At 63.8% G+C, this 14980-nt stretch carries 13 protein-coding genes; 7 read left to right on the top strand and 6 right to left on the bottom strand.

Features of this window, described 5'->3' with window-relative positions:
* Nucleotides 1-115: 115 nt before the first annotated feature.
* From AB0P23_RS22990 to AB0P23_RS22980, 3 genes are all read right to left on the bottom strand, one after another.
* Nucleotides 116-2053, bottom strand: a complete 1938-nt coding sequence (locus AB0P23_RS22990) for a primary-amine oxidase (RefSeq protein WP_032373726.1) — start codon at nucleotides 2051-2053, stop codon at nucleotides 116-118.
* Nucleotides 2050-3489: a gamma-aminobutyraldehyde dehydrogenase gene (locus tag AB0P23_RS22985; protein ID WP_032373727.1), complete on the bottom strand. Its 1440-nt coding sequence runs from the start codon at nucleotides 3487-3489 to the stop codon at nucleotides 2050-2052. The genes AB0P23_RS22990 and AB0P23_RS22985 overlap by 4 nt, the downstream gene beginning before the upstream one ends.
* Before the next feature lie 95 nt (nucleotides 3490-3584).
* Nucleotides 3585-4247 carry a TetR family transcriptional regulator gene (locus AB0P23_RS22980; RefSeq protein ID WP_052053132.1) on the bottom strand — a complete coding sequence of 221 codons (663 nt, stop codon included), beginning with the start codon at nucleotides 4245-4247 and terminating at the stop codon, nucleotides 3585-3587.
* Between the two features lie 70 nt (nucleotides 4248-4317).
* Here AB0P23_RS22980 and mqo point away from each other — a divergent pair, with 70 nt between their 5' ends.
* Nucleotides 4318-5640: a malate dehydrogenase (quinone) gene (gene mqo / locus AB0P23_RS22975; protein WP_052053131.1), complete on the top strand. Its 1323-nt coding sequence runs from the start codon at nucleotides 4318-4320 to the stop codon at nucleotides 5638-5640.
* Between the two features lie 9 nt (nucleotides 5641-5649).
* Nucleotides 5650-6645 carry an MBL fold metallo-hydrolase gene (locus AB0P23_RS22970; RefSeq protein ID WP_230593385.1) on the top strand — a complete coding sequence of 332 codons (996 nt, stop codon included), beginning with the start codon at nucleotides 5650-5652 and terminating at the stop codon, nucleotides 6643-6645.
* A gap of 26 nt (nucleotides 6646-6671) precedes the next feature.
* Here AB0P23_RS22970 and AB0P23_RS22965 read toward each other — a convergent pair whose 3' ends face one another.
* On the bottom strand, nucleotides 6672-7445 hold the full coding sequence (locus tag AB0P23_RS22965) for an LLM class flavin-dependent oxidoreductase (RefSeq protein ID WP_032373729.1): 774 nt from the start codon (nucleotides 7443-7445) through the stop codon (nucleotides 6672-6674).
* A gap of 17 nt (nucleotides 7446-7462) precedes the next feature.
* On the bottom strand, nucleotides 7463-8875 hold the full coding sequence (gene ramB / locus AB0P23_RS22960; protein WP_027498407.1) for an acetate metabolism transcriptional regulator RamB: 1413 nt from the start codon (nucleotides 8873-8875) through the stop codon (nucleotides 7463-7465).
* 148 nt (nucleotides 8876-9023) lie between these two features.
* Between ramB and AB0P23_RS22955 the strand changes: the two genes are divergently transcribed.
* Nucleotides 9024-9428, top strand: a complete 405-nt coding sequence (locus tag AB0P23_RS22955) for a hypothetical protein (protein WP_283542729.1) — start codon at nucleotides 9024-9026, stop codon at nucleotides 9426-9428.
* A 196-nt stretch (nucleotides 9429-9624) separates the two neighbouring features.
* Here AB0P23_RS22955 and AB0P23_RS22950 read toward each other — a convergent pair whose 3' ends face one another.
* The gene (locus tag AB0P23_RS22950; protein WP_283542730.1) at nucleotides 9625-10473 is read right to left on the bottom strand and encodes a DUF559 domain-containing protein; all 849 of its coding nucleotides are present in this window, start codon (nucleotides 10471-10473) and stop codon (nucleotides 9625-9627) included.
* Between the two features lie 532 nt (nucleotides 10474-11005).
* On the opposite strand from AB0P23_RS22950, the gene aceA reads away from it, so the two are divergent.
* The 4 genes from aceA to AB0P23_RS22930 all read left to right on the top strand — a co-directional run bounded on the left by aceA (nucleotide 11006) and on the right by AB0P23_RS22930 (nucleotide 14837).
* Nucleotides 11006-12295: an isocitrate lyase gene (aceA, locus tag AB0P23_RS22945; RefSeq protein WP_027498404.1), complete on the top strand. Its 1290-nt coding sequence runs from the start codon at nucleotides 11006-11008 to the stop codon at nucleotides 12293-12295.
* A 162-nt stretch (nucleotides 12296-12457) separates the two neighbouring features.
* Nucleotides 12458-13333, top strand: coding sequence for a 3-hydroxybutyryl-CoA dehydrogenase (locus AB0P23_RS22940; RefSeq protein ID WP_032365176.1), 876 nt, complete (start codon nucleotides 12458-12460; stop codon nucleotides 13331-13333).
* A 91-nt stretch (nucleotides 13334-13424) separates the two neighbouring features.
* On the top strand, nucleotides 13425-13700 hold the full coding sequence (locus AB0P23_RS22935) for a hypothetical protein (protein WP_027498402.1): 276 nt from the start codon (nucleotides 13425-13427) through the stop codon (nucleotides 13698-13700).
* A gap of 96 nt (nucleotides 13701-13796) precedes the next feature.
* A complete protein-coding gene (locus AB0P23_RS22930) occupies nucleotides 13797-14837 on the top strand; it encodes an NAD(P)-dependent alcohol dehydrogenase (RefSeq protein ID WP_283542731.1) in 1041 nt (346 codons plus the stop codon).
* Nucleotides 14838-14980 lie beyond the last annotated feature (143 nt).

The following is a 14980-nucleotide window of genomic DNA, read 5'->3' as shown; positions in this document are numbered from 1 at the left end:
CCTAGGCCGGACGCAAGGCCCGGTCATTTCAACACAGCGAAGCGGCGCGTAGCTCAGGTGAGCTACGCGCCGCTTCGCTTCGTTGTCGGTCCTCGCTGCCGTCAGGTCGCGCCAGTCAGTGACAGGTGCTGCCGGGATCGGTGTGGCAGTGCTTCGGCTCCGATGGTGCGACGTCGAGCGAGGGGTTGCGGTCGAAGAAGCCGAAAGGCTTGAGCCAGAACGAGACGGTGTCGGACGGCATCACCGGCCAGTCCTCGGGCCTGGTGATGTGATGGATGCCGAAGGTGTACCAGACCACCACATCGGTGTTCTCGATCGAACGGTTCTTCTCGGTCCACTCGGGGAGGCCATGGTCGACGCCACTCTGATTGACGAACTCGCCACTGGGCCAACGCTCGTCGGGTGAATTGGGCGTGACCCATACGGTGTGACCGATCACCTGGGAACGCTGGAAGATCGGCGACGCCGGATCGAACATCGCCGGAATCGCCGAGCCGGGCACCAACTTGTACGCGGGCCGGGTGCCGAGACCGTTGGTGACGTTGTCGTTGACCACCTTCCACGCCTTCTGCGTGTTCCAGTCGTAATCCTGCTTGCCCTCGGACTCGGTGGTGAGCGGGGTGTTCACTTGCGTCAGGGCCAGGCCGTACGGATTGTCGGGACCCATCGGAACCATCTGGGTCTGGCTGGAATAGACGGTGTTCTCGGTGCCGTCGATGTCCAGATCGAGCCGGGCGACCAGGAAGTGCTGGTGGTACGGCGCATACGTGCGATTGTCGATCAGCGTGCCCGACGGATGGGTGCCGCCCTCGTCGAAGTGGGTGACGACCATGATGCCGGTGGCGCGCACCTCGCACTCGATGTTGCCGTCCTGGTAGAAGCGCCAGTAGACGAGATACTCGTAGTTGGCGACGGTGGCGTGGAAGCTGACGGTGAGACGGCGCATCCGACGCACCTCTGCCCCGGCGTCGTGATCGACGTGCTTCCACAGCACCGCGTTGTCTTCCTCGTGGATGCAGATCGCGTTGGTGATCGTGTACGGCTCGCCTTTGCTGTTGTGCAGCACGGCATCGAGGTACCGGATCTCACCGAGGCAGTCGCAGCCGAGCTCGAGCGAGGTGGTCATGAAGCCCAGGCCCCACTCGCCGATGTCGAATGCGGTGCGCCGATAGTGATCCTCGGTGTGGTCACGATACGGAACGATCATCTCCGCGAACGACATTCGGTTCGCGACGGATCGCACGTTCCCGTTGTCGCCGTAGGTGACGGCGTGCAGCGTCATGCCCTCGCGGTAGTTGAACCCCACGCGCAGCGACCAGTTCTGCCACGTCAGCTTGTTTCCGTCCAGCTCGAACGACGGGCCGTCCGGCTGGGTGATCTCGAGCGGCTTCAGCGGCGGACGGCTGCTGGCGTTCCGGATGCGCTCCGGAATATGGCGGGGCACGTACTCGCCCATGATCTCCGGCCGCTCGACACGGTAGGTGTCCTCGATTTCGAGCAGTTCCATCGTGTTGGCGTCGATGACGCAGTGGAAGCCGCCCACCGGCCCCGCGTACGGATTGGCACCCTCTGCGGCTTTGACCCACGTGTCGGACCAGCCCAGGCGTCGACCCTTGTATTTCTCGGGCGTCACCGCCTCGCCGTACGTCCAGGTGTCCATGAACACCAGATCAAGATCGGTGATGCCTCGATCGGCAAGCGCGGCAATCACATCGGGGTGTGCACGCAGCGCCGCGTCGGCCTCTTCCCACTCGTCGACGGTGAAGTTGGGCTGCACGTCCGGGATGTGGGTCCAGGATTCGGTGCTCCTGTTGTCCAGTGACACCACGGCTTTGAACGTGCTGTTCTCGGCGCGGTTCAACACCACCGAGACTGCGCGACGGGCGGGGACTGTACCGTCCGCATCGAATGCGGCGACCTCGGACTTGGACGGTTCGATCATCTCGATCGAGGCGAATCGCCACCCGTCGCCGACACCGTGTTCCCGGCCCAGAACCTCGGCGACGGTAGAGAACTCGTCGCTCGAGAGTGGGTCCAGGGGATGGAATGTCATCGAAGAGTCTCCGTCGAGCTCATCACGTGCTTGATGCGGGTGTAATCGTCCACGCCGTAGGCCGAGAGGTCCTTGCCGTAACCGGAGTACTTGAAGCCGCCGTGCGGCATCTCGGCCACCAACGGGATGTGGCAGTTGACCCAGACGGCACCGAAGTCCAGAGCCGCCGAAATGCGAAGCGTGCGGGCGTGATCGGACGTCCAGACGCTCGAAGCGAGACCGAAGTCGACGTCGTTGGCCAGCTCGATCGCCTCTGCCTCGTCGGAGAACTTCTGCACCGTCAGCACCGGGCCGAACGTCTCCTCCTGCACGATGGGATCGGCTTGCTGCACGCCCGTGATGATCGTGGGCTCGTAGAAGAATCCCTTGTCGCCGATACGCTTTCCGCCGGTGACGATGGTGGCGTGCGCGCCGATACCGTCGACCTTGGAGCTGACCTGGCCGAAGTGGTTGACGTTGTTCAACGGGCCGAGGAAGGTGTCGGGGTCGTCGGGCAATCCGACCTTCAGTGTCTTCGCCTTGGCGACGAGTGCGTCGACGAGCGAGTCGTGTACCGACTCGTGAACCAACACGCGAGTGACCGCCGTGCAGTCCTGGCCGGCGTTGAAGAACGCGGCCTCGGCGATGCCGTCGGCGGCCTTGGTGATGTCGACGTCGTCGAACACGATGGCCGGTGCCTTGCCGCCCAGTTCGAGGTGCGCGCGCTTGAGCTGCTTGGCGGCGGCGACGGCGACGGCGATGCCTGCCCGCACGGAACCGGTGATCGAGACCAGGCCGGGCCTCTTGTGTTCGACGATGGCTGCGCCGGTGCCGCCGTTGCCGAGCACGATGTTCAGCACACCGTCGGGGACGATGCCCTTCGACAATTTCGCCAGCACCAGGGTGCTCTCGGGGGTGGTGTCGCTCGGCTTGAGAACGACGGTGTTGCCGGCCGCGAGGGCAGGCCCGATCTTCCAGATCGCCATCATGAACGGGTAGTTCCACGGCGTCACCTGCCCCACGACGCCGATCGGCTCGCGGCGTACGTACGAGGTGAACCCGTCCATGTACTCGCCGGCCGACTTGCCTTCGAGCATCCGTGCAGCCCCGGCGAAGAACCGAATCTGATCTGCTCCGACGGTGACTTCCTCGGCGGCGATGGTGGCCTTCGGCTGACCGGTGTTACGACTCTGCGCCTCGACGATCTCGTCGCTGTGGGCCTCGATGGCATCGGCGAGCTTCAGCAGTACCTTCTGCCGCTCACTCGGAGTCGTCTTGCCCCAGGTCTCGAAAGCTTTGGCGGCAGCCGACATTGCGGCATCGACATCGGCAGCATCGGAAATCGGGGCTCGAGCGACCACCGACTCGTCCACCGGACTGACGACATCGAGCATCTCGGTACCCGAGGGCGTCACGAATGCCCCGTCGATGTAGTTCTGCAGGACAGGCACCGTCATCACAACCCCTAGCGTCGACTATTTCGGTTCTGCAAAGCCTGCACCCGCGGACGAGACTTTGCCACCCGACAAGATGTACACGACGATGCGAGTAATCAGGACGAAACGTCAGTCTCCTCGGCCAGCGCCCTGACACCGGCGATGTAGGTGTCCAGCCCGAGCTTCTCGAACGCCGTCCGCGCGCTGACGTCGCTCAGATACGAGGCTGCGGCGAGGATATTGGGAAACTCGTCGGGATTGAGGGAGTTCATCGTTTCCGCCACCTCGTGTTCGACGTGTGCCCGACGCTCCGGCTCGACTTCGACACCCGTGAACAGCGGCTCCGTGATCAACGAAATGGCGACTCGAACGCCGTGACGGGCCAGCTGGGTGGCGTCGTACAGGGAGAAACCGGCCTCGCCGAGAAGTTTCAGGCTGAGCTCCATCGCCGCTCTGCTGTTGGGGGAGAACAGCATTCGTGGAACGACGATGGTCGCTGCTCCGGGATGTGCGCGCAAGGCGCGCATGAAGTCCTCGAGCACGGTGCGCAGTTGCTCCCACCACGTCGCCGTGGGGTCGACGGTGATCTCGAGATCCTGGCAGACGCGGTCGCCCATGGCGTCGAGCAGTTCGTCCTTGTTCTTCACATGCCAGTAGATCGCCATGGGAGAGACACCGAGTTCGGTGGCGATCTTGCGGATGGTGAGCGAGTCGAGTCCGCGTCGGTACGCGACTTCGAGCGCGGCGTCGACGACGGCAGTCCTGGTCAAGCGAGGCACCGGCAGAACTATACATGCGTACGAGTCGGTGTTAGCGTGACTTGTACTTAGTACGAGAAAGGGGTGCGCGATGGATGACGTCATCCTCGTCGGCGGTGGGGTGATGAGCGCGACGCTCGGCACGCTGCTGCAACGTGTGGAGCCGACCTGGTCGATTCGGGTCCTCGAACGATTGCCCGAGGTAGCGATGGAAGCCTCCGACGGGTGGAACAATGCCGGGACCGGCCACGCCGGCCTGTGCGAAACCAACTACACGACGGAGAGAGTCGACGGCTCCGTCGATATCGACCGGGCCGTCGCGATCGCCGAGCAGTTCGCCGTGACGCGACGCTTCTGGTCGACGCTGGCCGACACCAGCTTCGTACGTTCGGTGCCGCACATGACCCTGGTGCAGGGGGCGGAGAACGTCCGATCGCTGCAGGCCAGGCATCGAGCGTTGACCGCGCATCCGCTGTTTCGAGCCATGGAGTACACCGAAGATGCTGCGGTACTGGACGAGTGGGCACCGCTGGTGTCGGCGGGACGAACAGGCGACTGGGCCGCCACCCGAGATGCGACCGGAACCGACGTCGACTTCGGTGCACTGACGCGGCAGTTGCTGGGGGACATGAGTGGACGTGGTGCGCGCGTGGAGACCGGGCGGGAGGTGACCGGGATGAGTCAGGAACGGGACGGATCCTGGTCCCTGCGAGTGCGCGGTGGCCGATCGATCGAGCGCGCGCGCTTCGTGTTCGTCGGTGCCGGTGGCTGGGCTCTGAAGCTGTTGCGCACAGCAGGGATTCCCGAGGCCCGCGGTTATGGACTACTACCGATCAGCGGGCAGTTCTTGCGTTGTGATCGGCCCGAGGTGGTCGACAGACACGACGCGAAGGTCTACGGAACTCCGCCCATCGGAGCGCCTCCGATGTCGGTGCCCCATCTCGACACCCGCATCGTCGACGGGCGGCGGTCCATACTCTTCGGACCGTACGCCGGCGCGAATCCTCGGTTTCTGAAACACGGATCGTGGCTCGACTTCCCGACGTCGATCGACCGGCACAACATCGGTTCACTGCTGTCGATGGCAGGCAACAACACGCCGTTGATAGGTCTGCTGCTGTCGGAATTGACGGCCACCCGAGCCAAGAAGATTGCTGCGTTGCGCCAATTCGTACCGAATGCCGATCCGTCGGACTGGTCCGTGGTCCCCGCCGGACAGCGCGCCCAGATCGTCGTGAACGGGCAATTGCGTTTCGGCACGGAGGTGATCGCGTCGCAGGACGGCTCCATCGCCGCCGTTCTCGGCGCATCGCCCGGCGCCTCCACCGCTGTTCCCATCATGCTGGAAGTATTGGGTCGATGTTTTCCGGAGCGCCAGTGGAATGGTCGACTGCAAGAGATGCTCAGCGGATAGCCTGTGGCAGTGCGAAACACCGAGGTGGGATACCAGCAGATCGCCGACGACACCTGGGCCTTCATGCGTCCACCGGGCAGTTGGGGTCAGACCAACACCGGGCTCGTCGTGGCACCCGGCTCGGCGTCGATGCTGATCGACACCGTCTGGGACGTGAACTGGGCCGAGAGGGTTGCCGCCGACACGGCCGAGTTGGTTGCCGCCGCACCGATCACCGAGGTCCTCAACACGCATTCGGACGGTGATCACTGGTGGGGTAACGACAGCGTGCCCGCCTCCGCACGCATCACCACCAGTGCGGCGTCGCTGCACGCGATGAAGGAGGAGACCCCGCCGAAGGGTGTATCCGCATTCGCGTCCTTCGGCAAGGCAGTCGGCTGGGTGCCGGGACCGATCGGTGCGATGGGCTCCTACATGGACCGTGTTCGCGGCGATGCGCTGTTTCCGTCGGCGCTGCCCCGCCTGCCTGATCACACCTTCGAAACCACCGAAACCATCGATGTCGCAGGACGATCGGTACACCTGCGCTACCTCGGTCCGGCGCACACCGAAGGCGATCTCATCGCGCACCTCCCGGACGTGGGGGTCGTGTTCGCGGGCGACCTGCTCTTCATCGACGCCACCCCGGTGCTCTGGCACGGTCCTCTGCAAAACTGGATCGACGCCCTCGACCACCTCCTCGAACTCGACGCCGACGTGTACGTCCCCGGCCACGGACCCCTGTGCGGCACCGACGAAATACGCGCCGTGCGCAGCTACTGGACCTGGGTCGGCGAGGCCGGACGAGCGTGCTTCGACGCGGGCCTCGGCTCCACCGAGGCCGCCCTGAACCTGCTCAAATCACCCGAATTCGGCCATTACGCGCACTGGGATTCGCCCGAGCGACTCATCCTCAGCATGAGCACGCTCTACCGCCTGTGGCGAGGCGAACCCGCTGCGCCACCCACGCTGACGCGTCGAGCACGCGCGTTCGCCGACGCGGGACGGTATCTGCGGGAGCGCTAGTGTCAGCCTTTCGGTGAGACTGCTGGTTACCGGGCTCCGAGCTCCTTCGTCAAGGACGCGGCGTGCGCGAACAGTGGGGTCGGATCCGGTTGTTCTGCAGACGGTTCGAGTACGACAGTGGTCGCGCCCGCATCGATCCAGCGCTGCAGATTGCTCATGGCGGCATCGGAATCGGATCCGACGGCGACATAGACGACGATGTCGTGACCCGACCCCGCGGCGATATGCCCGACGGCAGCCCGCAGCTGATCCGGGTCCGTCTCGCTCGTGAGAATTGTGCCGACACTCCTGCGGCCGCTCAGAGCAAGGGTTTTCGGGCCCGTGGCCCCGACGAGCAGTGGAGGTGCCTGCAGCGGAGGCCAATCGAGCTGCACATTGTCGAGCGAGACGTACCGACCCTGCGTGGTGACGCTCTCGCCCGCGAGGAGAGCGGTGAGGGCTGTCATCTGCTCGTCGAGCAACGTCAGCGGAGACTGCACTCGTGCGCCGATCTGGCCCATCCACGACTGGACGCCGTGGCCGAGTCCCACGCGGAGCCGGCCCGGATGGACCCGAGCGACGGTCGCGATCTCCATGGCCGTCGACGCCACGTTCCGCATCGGAGTGGGCAACACCCCGATGCCGACGTTCACGCGATCGGTGCTCGCGAGAATCAGTGCAGCAGTGGACAGCCCGCCGGAGAAGAAGCAGTCTTCCCACAGCCAGACCTCGTCGACGCCCGCGGCATCGGCTGCGCGAGCCGCGTCGACCAGCGCCTCCGGGGCGATCTCGGGCCGGAGTACAACGCCGATTCGGGTCATGGGAATTCTCTTTCTACTCAGCGAACGAGGTACGGGGACACCGAGCTTCGGTGCTCGTCTATGTCGAGATCCTTGCCGAGCGGCGGAAACGCACGCTGCGGGCAATTCGAGCGTTCGCAGACCCGGCAACCCGCTCCGATCGGAGTTGCGACCGCCGAGCCCTGCACATCCAATCCATCGGCATAGACGAGCCGTCCGGCATGGCGCAGTTCGCAACCGAGGCCGATGGCAAAAGTCTTGCCGGGCTGCCCGTATCGAGCGGCGCGGCGTTCCACCGTCCGCGCGATCCACAGGTAGTTGCGGCCGTCGGGCATCTCGGCGATCTGCGTCATGATCTTGCCGGGATACGCGAACGTCTCGTACACGTTCCACAGCGGGCACGTGCCACCGCTGGACGAGAAATGAAAGCCGGTGGCGGACTGTCGTTTCGACATGTTGCCGGCGCGATCGACTCGGACGAACGAGAACGGAACACCGCGCATCTCGGGGCGCTGCAGCGTGGAGAGTCGGTGGCAGATGGTCTCGTAACTCACCGAGAAGAAGGCCGACAGCCGCTCGATGTCGTATCGGAAATCCTCGGCGACATCGTGGAACTGGTGATACGGCAACACCGTCGCGGCCGCGAAATAGTTGGCGAACCCGAGCACCGCCAATTTCTTCGACGCCTCGCTCGTGAAGTTTCCCTCGTCGGCCATCTTGTTCAACAGATCACCGCATTCGAGATACGCGAGCTCGGCAGCGAACTTGAACACCTTCTGCCCGCCGGAGAGGTGAGGAGAAATCTCCAACACCCGCGTCTGCGGGTCGAACCGATGCAGCACATTCTCACCGAGGTCGATGCGATTGACGATCTGCACGTCGTGCACCGTGCGCAACCGCTTCGCGATCTCACCGCCCACATCGGCGCGATGGAACCGAATTCTCGACGTCAATGCCTCTGCGGCGGTATCCAATTCGTGCAGATAGTTCTGTCGTTGATAGAAGTAGTCGCGCACCTCTTCGTGCGGCTTGCTGATGGAGCCGCTGCCACTGCCATCGGAGAATCGTTCCTCGGTCGCTGCCAACAGCTGAGCCGTCGTATTGCGGTAGCGGCGATGCATATTGACCATTGCCCGGGCCAGCTGTGGGTGCGAGCTGACCATCTGCGCGATCTCGTGCGGATCGGCATCGATGCCCATGTCCTGATCGAGTGCGACTTCGCGCAACTCGGCAACCAACCTGGTGTCGTCCTCGGAGGAGAAGAACGATGTGTCGACGCCGAAGACCTCCGAGATGCGCAGCAGTACCGGAACCGTCAACGGACGCACGTCGTGCTCGATCTGGTTGAGATAGCTGGCCGAGATGCCGAGCTTCTGCGCCAGAGATACCTGGCTCATGCTGCGTTCGCTGCGGAGCTGCCGAAGGCGAACGCCGACGAAAGTCTTGGACACGGTTGCCAGGCTACGCCTGCGAAGATTTGCCTTAACACCGTTCGCAACTAGCTGCTGGGTCACGATTCGGTGACCGTCGGGAACATTAGCCGAAGTAAAGGCGTATACCGATATACGAGCTATTCACCACGCACCTCGAGGAGCGGTCATGTCCAATCGTCAGCGCACATCGGAAATCGTCAGGGACGTCGTCGTCTTCATCACCGGAGCCGTTCTCGTCGCCTCCACCGTCTGGCTTTCCGTCCAGGGCGACCAAGAAGTCACCGGAGCCATCCTGGTGCTCGGCATCCTCGCGGCATCGTCGGCGCTCTGGGCCATCGGGTCCGCGTCCAGGCAGAGCCACTGGACCCACGTCGGCCTCGGTGTGTTGCTCGCCGTCTCACCCGCGCTGATGGTCTTCCCCTCCGGATTGCTGGCTGCGGACCTGTTCGCCATCGTCGGCGGACTCGTGATCGCCGCCATGGGTGCGCTGGGGGTCATCGCGTCGCGCCGGGCACCGGTCACCTCGCGAGTAGTGGCCTCCAGCAACGAGCGCACCGGCGTTCGCATCTGATCCCTTCTCTGCAACTGATGCTCCACTCCCTGGGGCGTGCGCGATGAATCTCGTGCTCGCCTCGGGAAGTGGAGCATTTCGTGCATTCAGCGCCGGGTCGGTCACTGCGACCGGCCGGATGCGACTGGTGCTCCACTCCCTGGGGCGTGCGCGATGAACTCCGTGTGCGGCCCAGCGAGTGGAGCATCGTGTGCAGTCATCGCCGCGATGCCCGGCGCCGCCTGACAACCGACGCGATTTCGGCAGCCACGTCGTCAGGCGCGGCGAGCACATCGAACGCCGAGTAGCGCAGCACCAACCAGCCATCGAGCACCAGCGCGTTCTGTCGTCGGCGATCCTTGCTGAATACGGCTGCTGCACTGTGGAATTCGCGACCGTCGACTTCGATGATCGTTCGGCTGCGGCGGTCGACGAAATCACACACGAACGGACCGACTGCAGCGTTCATCTCCAGGCGCAGGCCGAGTCGATGCACTGCGCGGCCCAGGGCGCGCTCGGGCTCCGACGCAAATCTCGATACCGCGAGCCGCACCTGACGAGCCAGCTCGACGTTCCCGTGTCGACTCGGGAAGCGGTCGAGTAGCCAGAGCAACGAAGCCGGGTCCATTCCGAACTTCAGGCGCTCGTCGATCAGCAACTCGGCATCGGGGCGGGGGAGTAGCGCCAGGCAATCGAGCATCGTCTGCGCAGAGATGGTGCAGGGCAGCGCCGCGACCTCGTCGACGAGCGTGGAGTCCATGTCGCGTCGGTGCAGCCGAAGCCATGACGGAGGTCGTAGCCGCGCAGTTCGAGGGACGGTGGCGTCGAGCATTGTCGGTTCGATGGTCCAGCCGCGCAGGTACGCGGCCGATCGATGACTGAGGACGGCGTCGGGTCGCCACAGCGTGATCGCCCGACAACGGTCCATCGTCGACGGCTCCCCGCGCATATGGACCGTCGGCAGGACGCGGGTGAAGCGACGCGAGATGGTGCTGGGGTGAATCCCTGCGGCGACGAGGTCCCCCCAAGTGGTGGGAGTGGAGCCTGCGGGGTTCTGGCGTGTCATTGCTGCAGCATCGGTGTCTCGCTGTACGGCGTTGATCGCTCGACCTGGGGAAATGGAATGGCCTGTGCATGGCCGAATGCTTGTGGATGGTGCAATTCCTGCTCCATTCGACGCACTCGCACGGGGGATTCTCCAACGAGAGATCGCGAGAGGAGCACCTTGTGCAGCGTCCACATCGTGAGACGAAGCGAGTGTGATGTCCATCACTACAGAGTCGTTTTCTGACTCGATTCAGACGCCCGATTCAAACCGTACAAGCGTCCCGTAAAGAATTTTGTTCATTCCGTTCACCAACTGGGGATTCGTCGCTACCGACGAGTAATCACGCTGCCCGATCGGCGAGGTATGTGAGCCCCGAAAATTTGCAGACTTAGCAAAGGGCTCTGGAAAGCTAGCCAAGATTGGCACTAACAACTGGTAGACGCCTCTTTTCGGGTGTGCCATTGTTTTGGAGTACACCAGAAGGGCCTGGCAACGATGTGAAGATTCGTCTCGCGGCAGGCCGAGAAGCAGAGAAGAGACTGGAGCTCCGATGTCGACCACCGGCACCCCGAAGACCACCGCCGAGATTCAGCAGGATTGGGACACCAACCCGCGCTGGAAGGGCGTCACCCGTAACTTCACCGCGCAGCAGGTCTCCGACCTCCAGGGCACTGTGGTCGAAGAAGCCACACTCGCTCGCCGCGGCAGCGAGATCCTGTGGGATCTCGTCAACAACGAGGACTACATCAACTCGCTCGGTGCCCTCACCGGCAACCAGGCCGTGCAGCAGATTCGCGCCGGCCTCCAGGCGATCTACCTCTCCGGCTGGCAGGTCGCCGGCGACGCCAACCTCTCGGGCCACACCTACCCGGACCAGAGCCTCTACCCGGCCAACTCGGTTCCGTCGGTCGTCCGTCGCATCAACAACGCACTCCTGCGCGCCGACGAGATCGCCAAGATCGAGGGCGACACGTCCGTCAAGAACTGGGTTGCGCCCATCGTGGCCGACGCCGAAGCAGGCTTCGGTGGCGCACTGAACGCATACGAGCTGCAGAAGGCCATGATCGTGGCCGGTGCTGCCGGCGTGCACTGGGAAGACCAGCTCGCATCGGAGAAGAAGTGCGGCCACCTCGGTGGCAAGGTGCTCATCCCCACCCAGCAGCACATCCGCACCCTGACCTCCGCCCGTCTGGCCTCGGACGTCGCCGACGTCCCCTCGGTCATCATCGCCCGCACCGACGCCGAGGCAGCCACGCTGATCACCTCCGACGTCGACGAGCGTGACCGCGAGTTCCTCGACGGAACCCGCACCGCAGAAGGCTTCTTCGGCGTCAAGAACGGCATCGAGCCCTGCATCGCTCGCGCCAAGGCCTACGCACCGTACGCAGACCTCATCTGGATGGAGACCGGCGTCCCGGACCTCGAGGTCGCCAAGAAGTTCTCCGAGTCGGTTCGCAGCGAATTCCCGGACCAGCTGCTCGCCTACAACTGCTCGCCTTCGTTCAACTGGAAGGCACACCTGGACGACGCCACCATCGCGAAATTCCAGAAGGAACTCGGCGCCATGGGCTTCAAGTTCCAGTTCATCACCCTCGCGGGCTTCCACTCGCTCAACTACGGCATGTTCGACCTGGCACACGGCTACGCCCGCGAAGGCATGACCGCGTTCGTCGACCTGCAGGAGCGTGAGTTCAAGGCTGCCGAAGAGCGTGGCTTCACCGCCATCAAGCACCAGCGTGAGGTTGGCGCCGGCTACTTCGACCGCATCGCCACCACCGTCGACCCCAACACCTCGACGGCAGCACTGAAGGGCTCCACCGAAGAAGGCCAGTTCCACTAGAGGTACCGCCTCTCCTGGCCTTCAGCGCACCAGTCGGGCGGTCCGCAACTTTCGTTGCGGGCCGCCTGTTCTGTATCGCGAGGGTCTTGCGCGTACCCGGCAAGAGTTACCCCCATCTCACCAAAGATGTTGTAGCGCAATGTTTTTTGAAGGAGTGTCTCAGTGACGGTCGAGAGGGTGGGGATCGTCGGAGCCGGACAGATGGGTGCGGGAATCGCAGAGGTCTGCGCCCGCGCGCACGTCGACGTGTCGGTCTACGAACAGACTCGCGAACTGGCGACGGCGGGCCGCAGCCGCATCCTGCAATCACTGGACCGCGGAGTGAGCAGCGGCAAGATCACCGAGCGCGAACGAGAACACGCCGCCTCCCGGTTACGGTTCACCTGCGACCTCGGGGACTTCGCAGACCGCCAACTGGTCGTCGAAGCAGTCCTCGAGGACGAAGAGATCAAGTCGGCAATATTCGCAGAACTCGACGCGGTGGTGTCCGACGCGAATGCCGTGCTCGCGTCCAACACCTCGTCCATTCCGATCACGACGCTCGCGTCGGCCACCACGGCACCGCAGCGCGTCGTCGGACTTCATTTCTTCAATCCGGTACCGGTGTTGCCACTCGTCGAGCTGGTCACCACGAGCACAACGTCCGATGCGGTGGCCGACCGTGCCGAAGCCTTCGCCGGAGATGTTCTCGGCAAACAGGTGGTGCGATCCGCAGATCGCTCGGGCTTCGTCGTCAACGCACTTCTCGTTCCGTATCTGCTCTCGGCGATCCGCATGGTCGAGTCGGGATTCGCCACCAAGGAAGACGTCGACAAAGCGACGGTTCTGGGTTTGGCGCACCCGATGGGACCGCTCGCGCTCGCGGATCTCGTAGGTCTCGACACCGTCAAGTCCATTGCCGACTCCATGTATTCGGAATTCGACGAGCCGCTGTTCGCGGCACCGCCGTTGTTGCTGCGCATGGTCGAGGCGGGACAGACGGGCAAGAAGACCGGGGCCGGGTTCTACCGCTACGAGAACGGCCGCGTAGCAAAGTAGTGGGCGTCTCGGGCGGGTCGCCGCGCAGCGGCTTGCAGAGCGCTATTGTCGGTCTGCCGGTGCAAATCCATCGATCCCAGGGAGCATGTCAGTGAGCAAGTCCAAGAAGTCGAACGGTCTGGTGCCCAAGGCATTCGGAATCGGGTTGGCCGCTACAGGCGCGGCCCATTTCGTGGTGCCGGAGGCCTTCGAGGGAATCACCAAGCTTCCGTTCCCCAAGGACACTCGAACCTGGATCAGTCGTAACGGGGCCACAGAACTGGCCGTCGGCGTGGCGATCGCGTACCCCAAGACCCGCAAGATCGGACTGGTCGGTCTGGCAGCGTATGTTGGATGGCTCGGCGTCAATATCGCCAAGAATAGCTGACGTTACTGTTGCGAACGACTCGTCCGGAGCAGGAATAGCCTGGTCGTAGCGGTAGCTGTGTTGCGCTTACACAGATGCGTAGGTAGCAATGTAGACATGACTTCAGCTACCGCTTACCAGGCCACCGCTCCGGACGCTCCGCTAGAGAAGGCGACGATCGAGCGACGCGCAGTCGGACCGCACGACATCCTCATCGACGTCAAGTTCGCGGGCATCTGCCACTCCGACATCCACACCGCCCGAAACGAGTGGGGCGGCACCACGTACCCCGTCGTTCCCGGACACGAGATCGCCGGCATCGTGGCCGAGGTCGGCTCCGAGGTGACCACCCGCAAGGTCGGCGACCGCGTGGGCGTCGGCTGCTTCGTCGACTCCTGCGGCAAGTGCGAGGCATGTCTCGACGGCGACGAGCAGTACTGCACCAAGGGCGTCGTCCAGACGTACAACTCGAAGACCTATGGGGGTGAGTTCACCAACGGCGGCTACTCCACCCAGATCGTCGTCACCGAGAAGTTCGTACTCGGAATCCCGGAAGGCGTCGAACTCGACGTCGCAGCGCCGCTGCTGTGCGCAGGCATCACGCTGTACTCGCCCCTCAAGCACTGGGGAGCCGGCCCCGACAAGAAGGTCGCCATCATCGGTATGGGCGGACTCGGCCACATCGGCGTCAAGATCGCTCACGCCATGGGCGCGCACGTCACCGTGCTGAGCCAGACGGATGCGAAAGAAGCAGACGGCAAGGCCTACGGTGCCGACGAGTACTACGCCACCAAGGACACCACCGCGCTCAAGGATCTGCAGGGCAAGTTCGACCTGATCCTCAACACCGTCTCGGCCAACCTGCCCATGGGCAAGTACCTGGGACTGCTGGCCCGCAACGGAACACTCGTCGAGCTCGGTGTTCCCGAGAAGCCCCTCGAGGTGCCTGCATTCAACCTGCTGGCCAACCGTCGCTCGTTCGCCGGTTCCATGGTCGGCGGCATCGCCGAGACCCAGGAAATGCTGGACTTCTGCGCCGAGCACCACATCGGTGCCGAGATCGAGGTCATCCCGGCCGAGAAGATCAACGAGGCATACGACCGCGTCGTCAAGTCCGACGTGCGCTACCGCTTCGTGATCGACGCAGCCACGCTGTAACTGTCTCCTTGGACGCGTGAATGGTCCATCGACCTGCCCAGACGGGGGTTGCACAGCTCCCCGGAAGTTGGACTGAGTAATTCAGTTCCGACTACCGGGGAGTTTTGTATGCGTGCACGAAGTTCACTTACCGAGGATCAGCG

The organism is Rhodococcus sp. NPDC077669, from assembly GCF_040686915.1.
Taxonomy (GTDB): Bacteria; Actinomycetota; Actinomycetes; order Mycobacteriales; family Mycobacteriaceae; genus Rhodococcoides; species Rhodococcoides fascians.
Note: the sequence above shows the minus strand (reverse complement) of the source record. Positions and strands in the feature narration are given on the sequence as shown.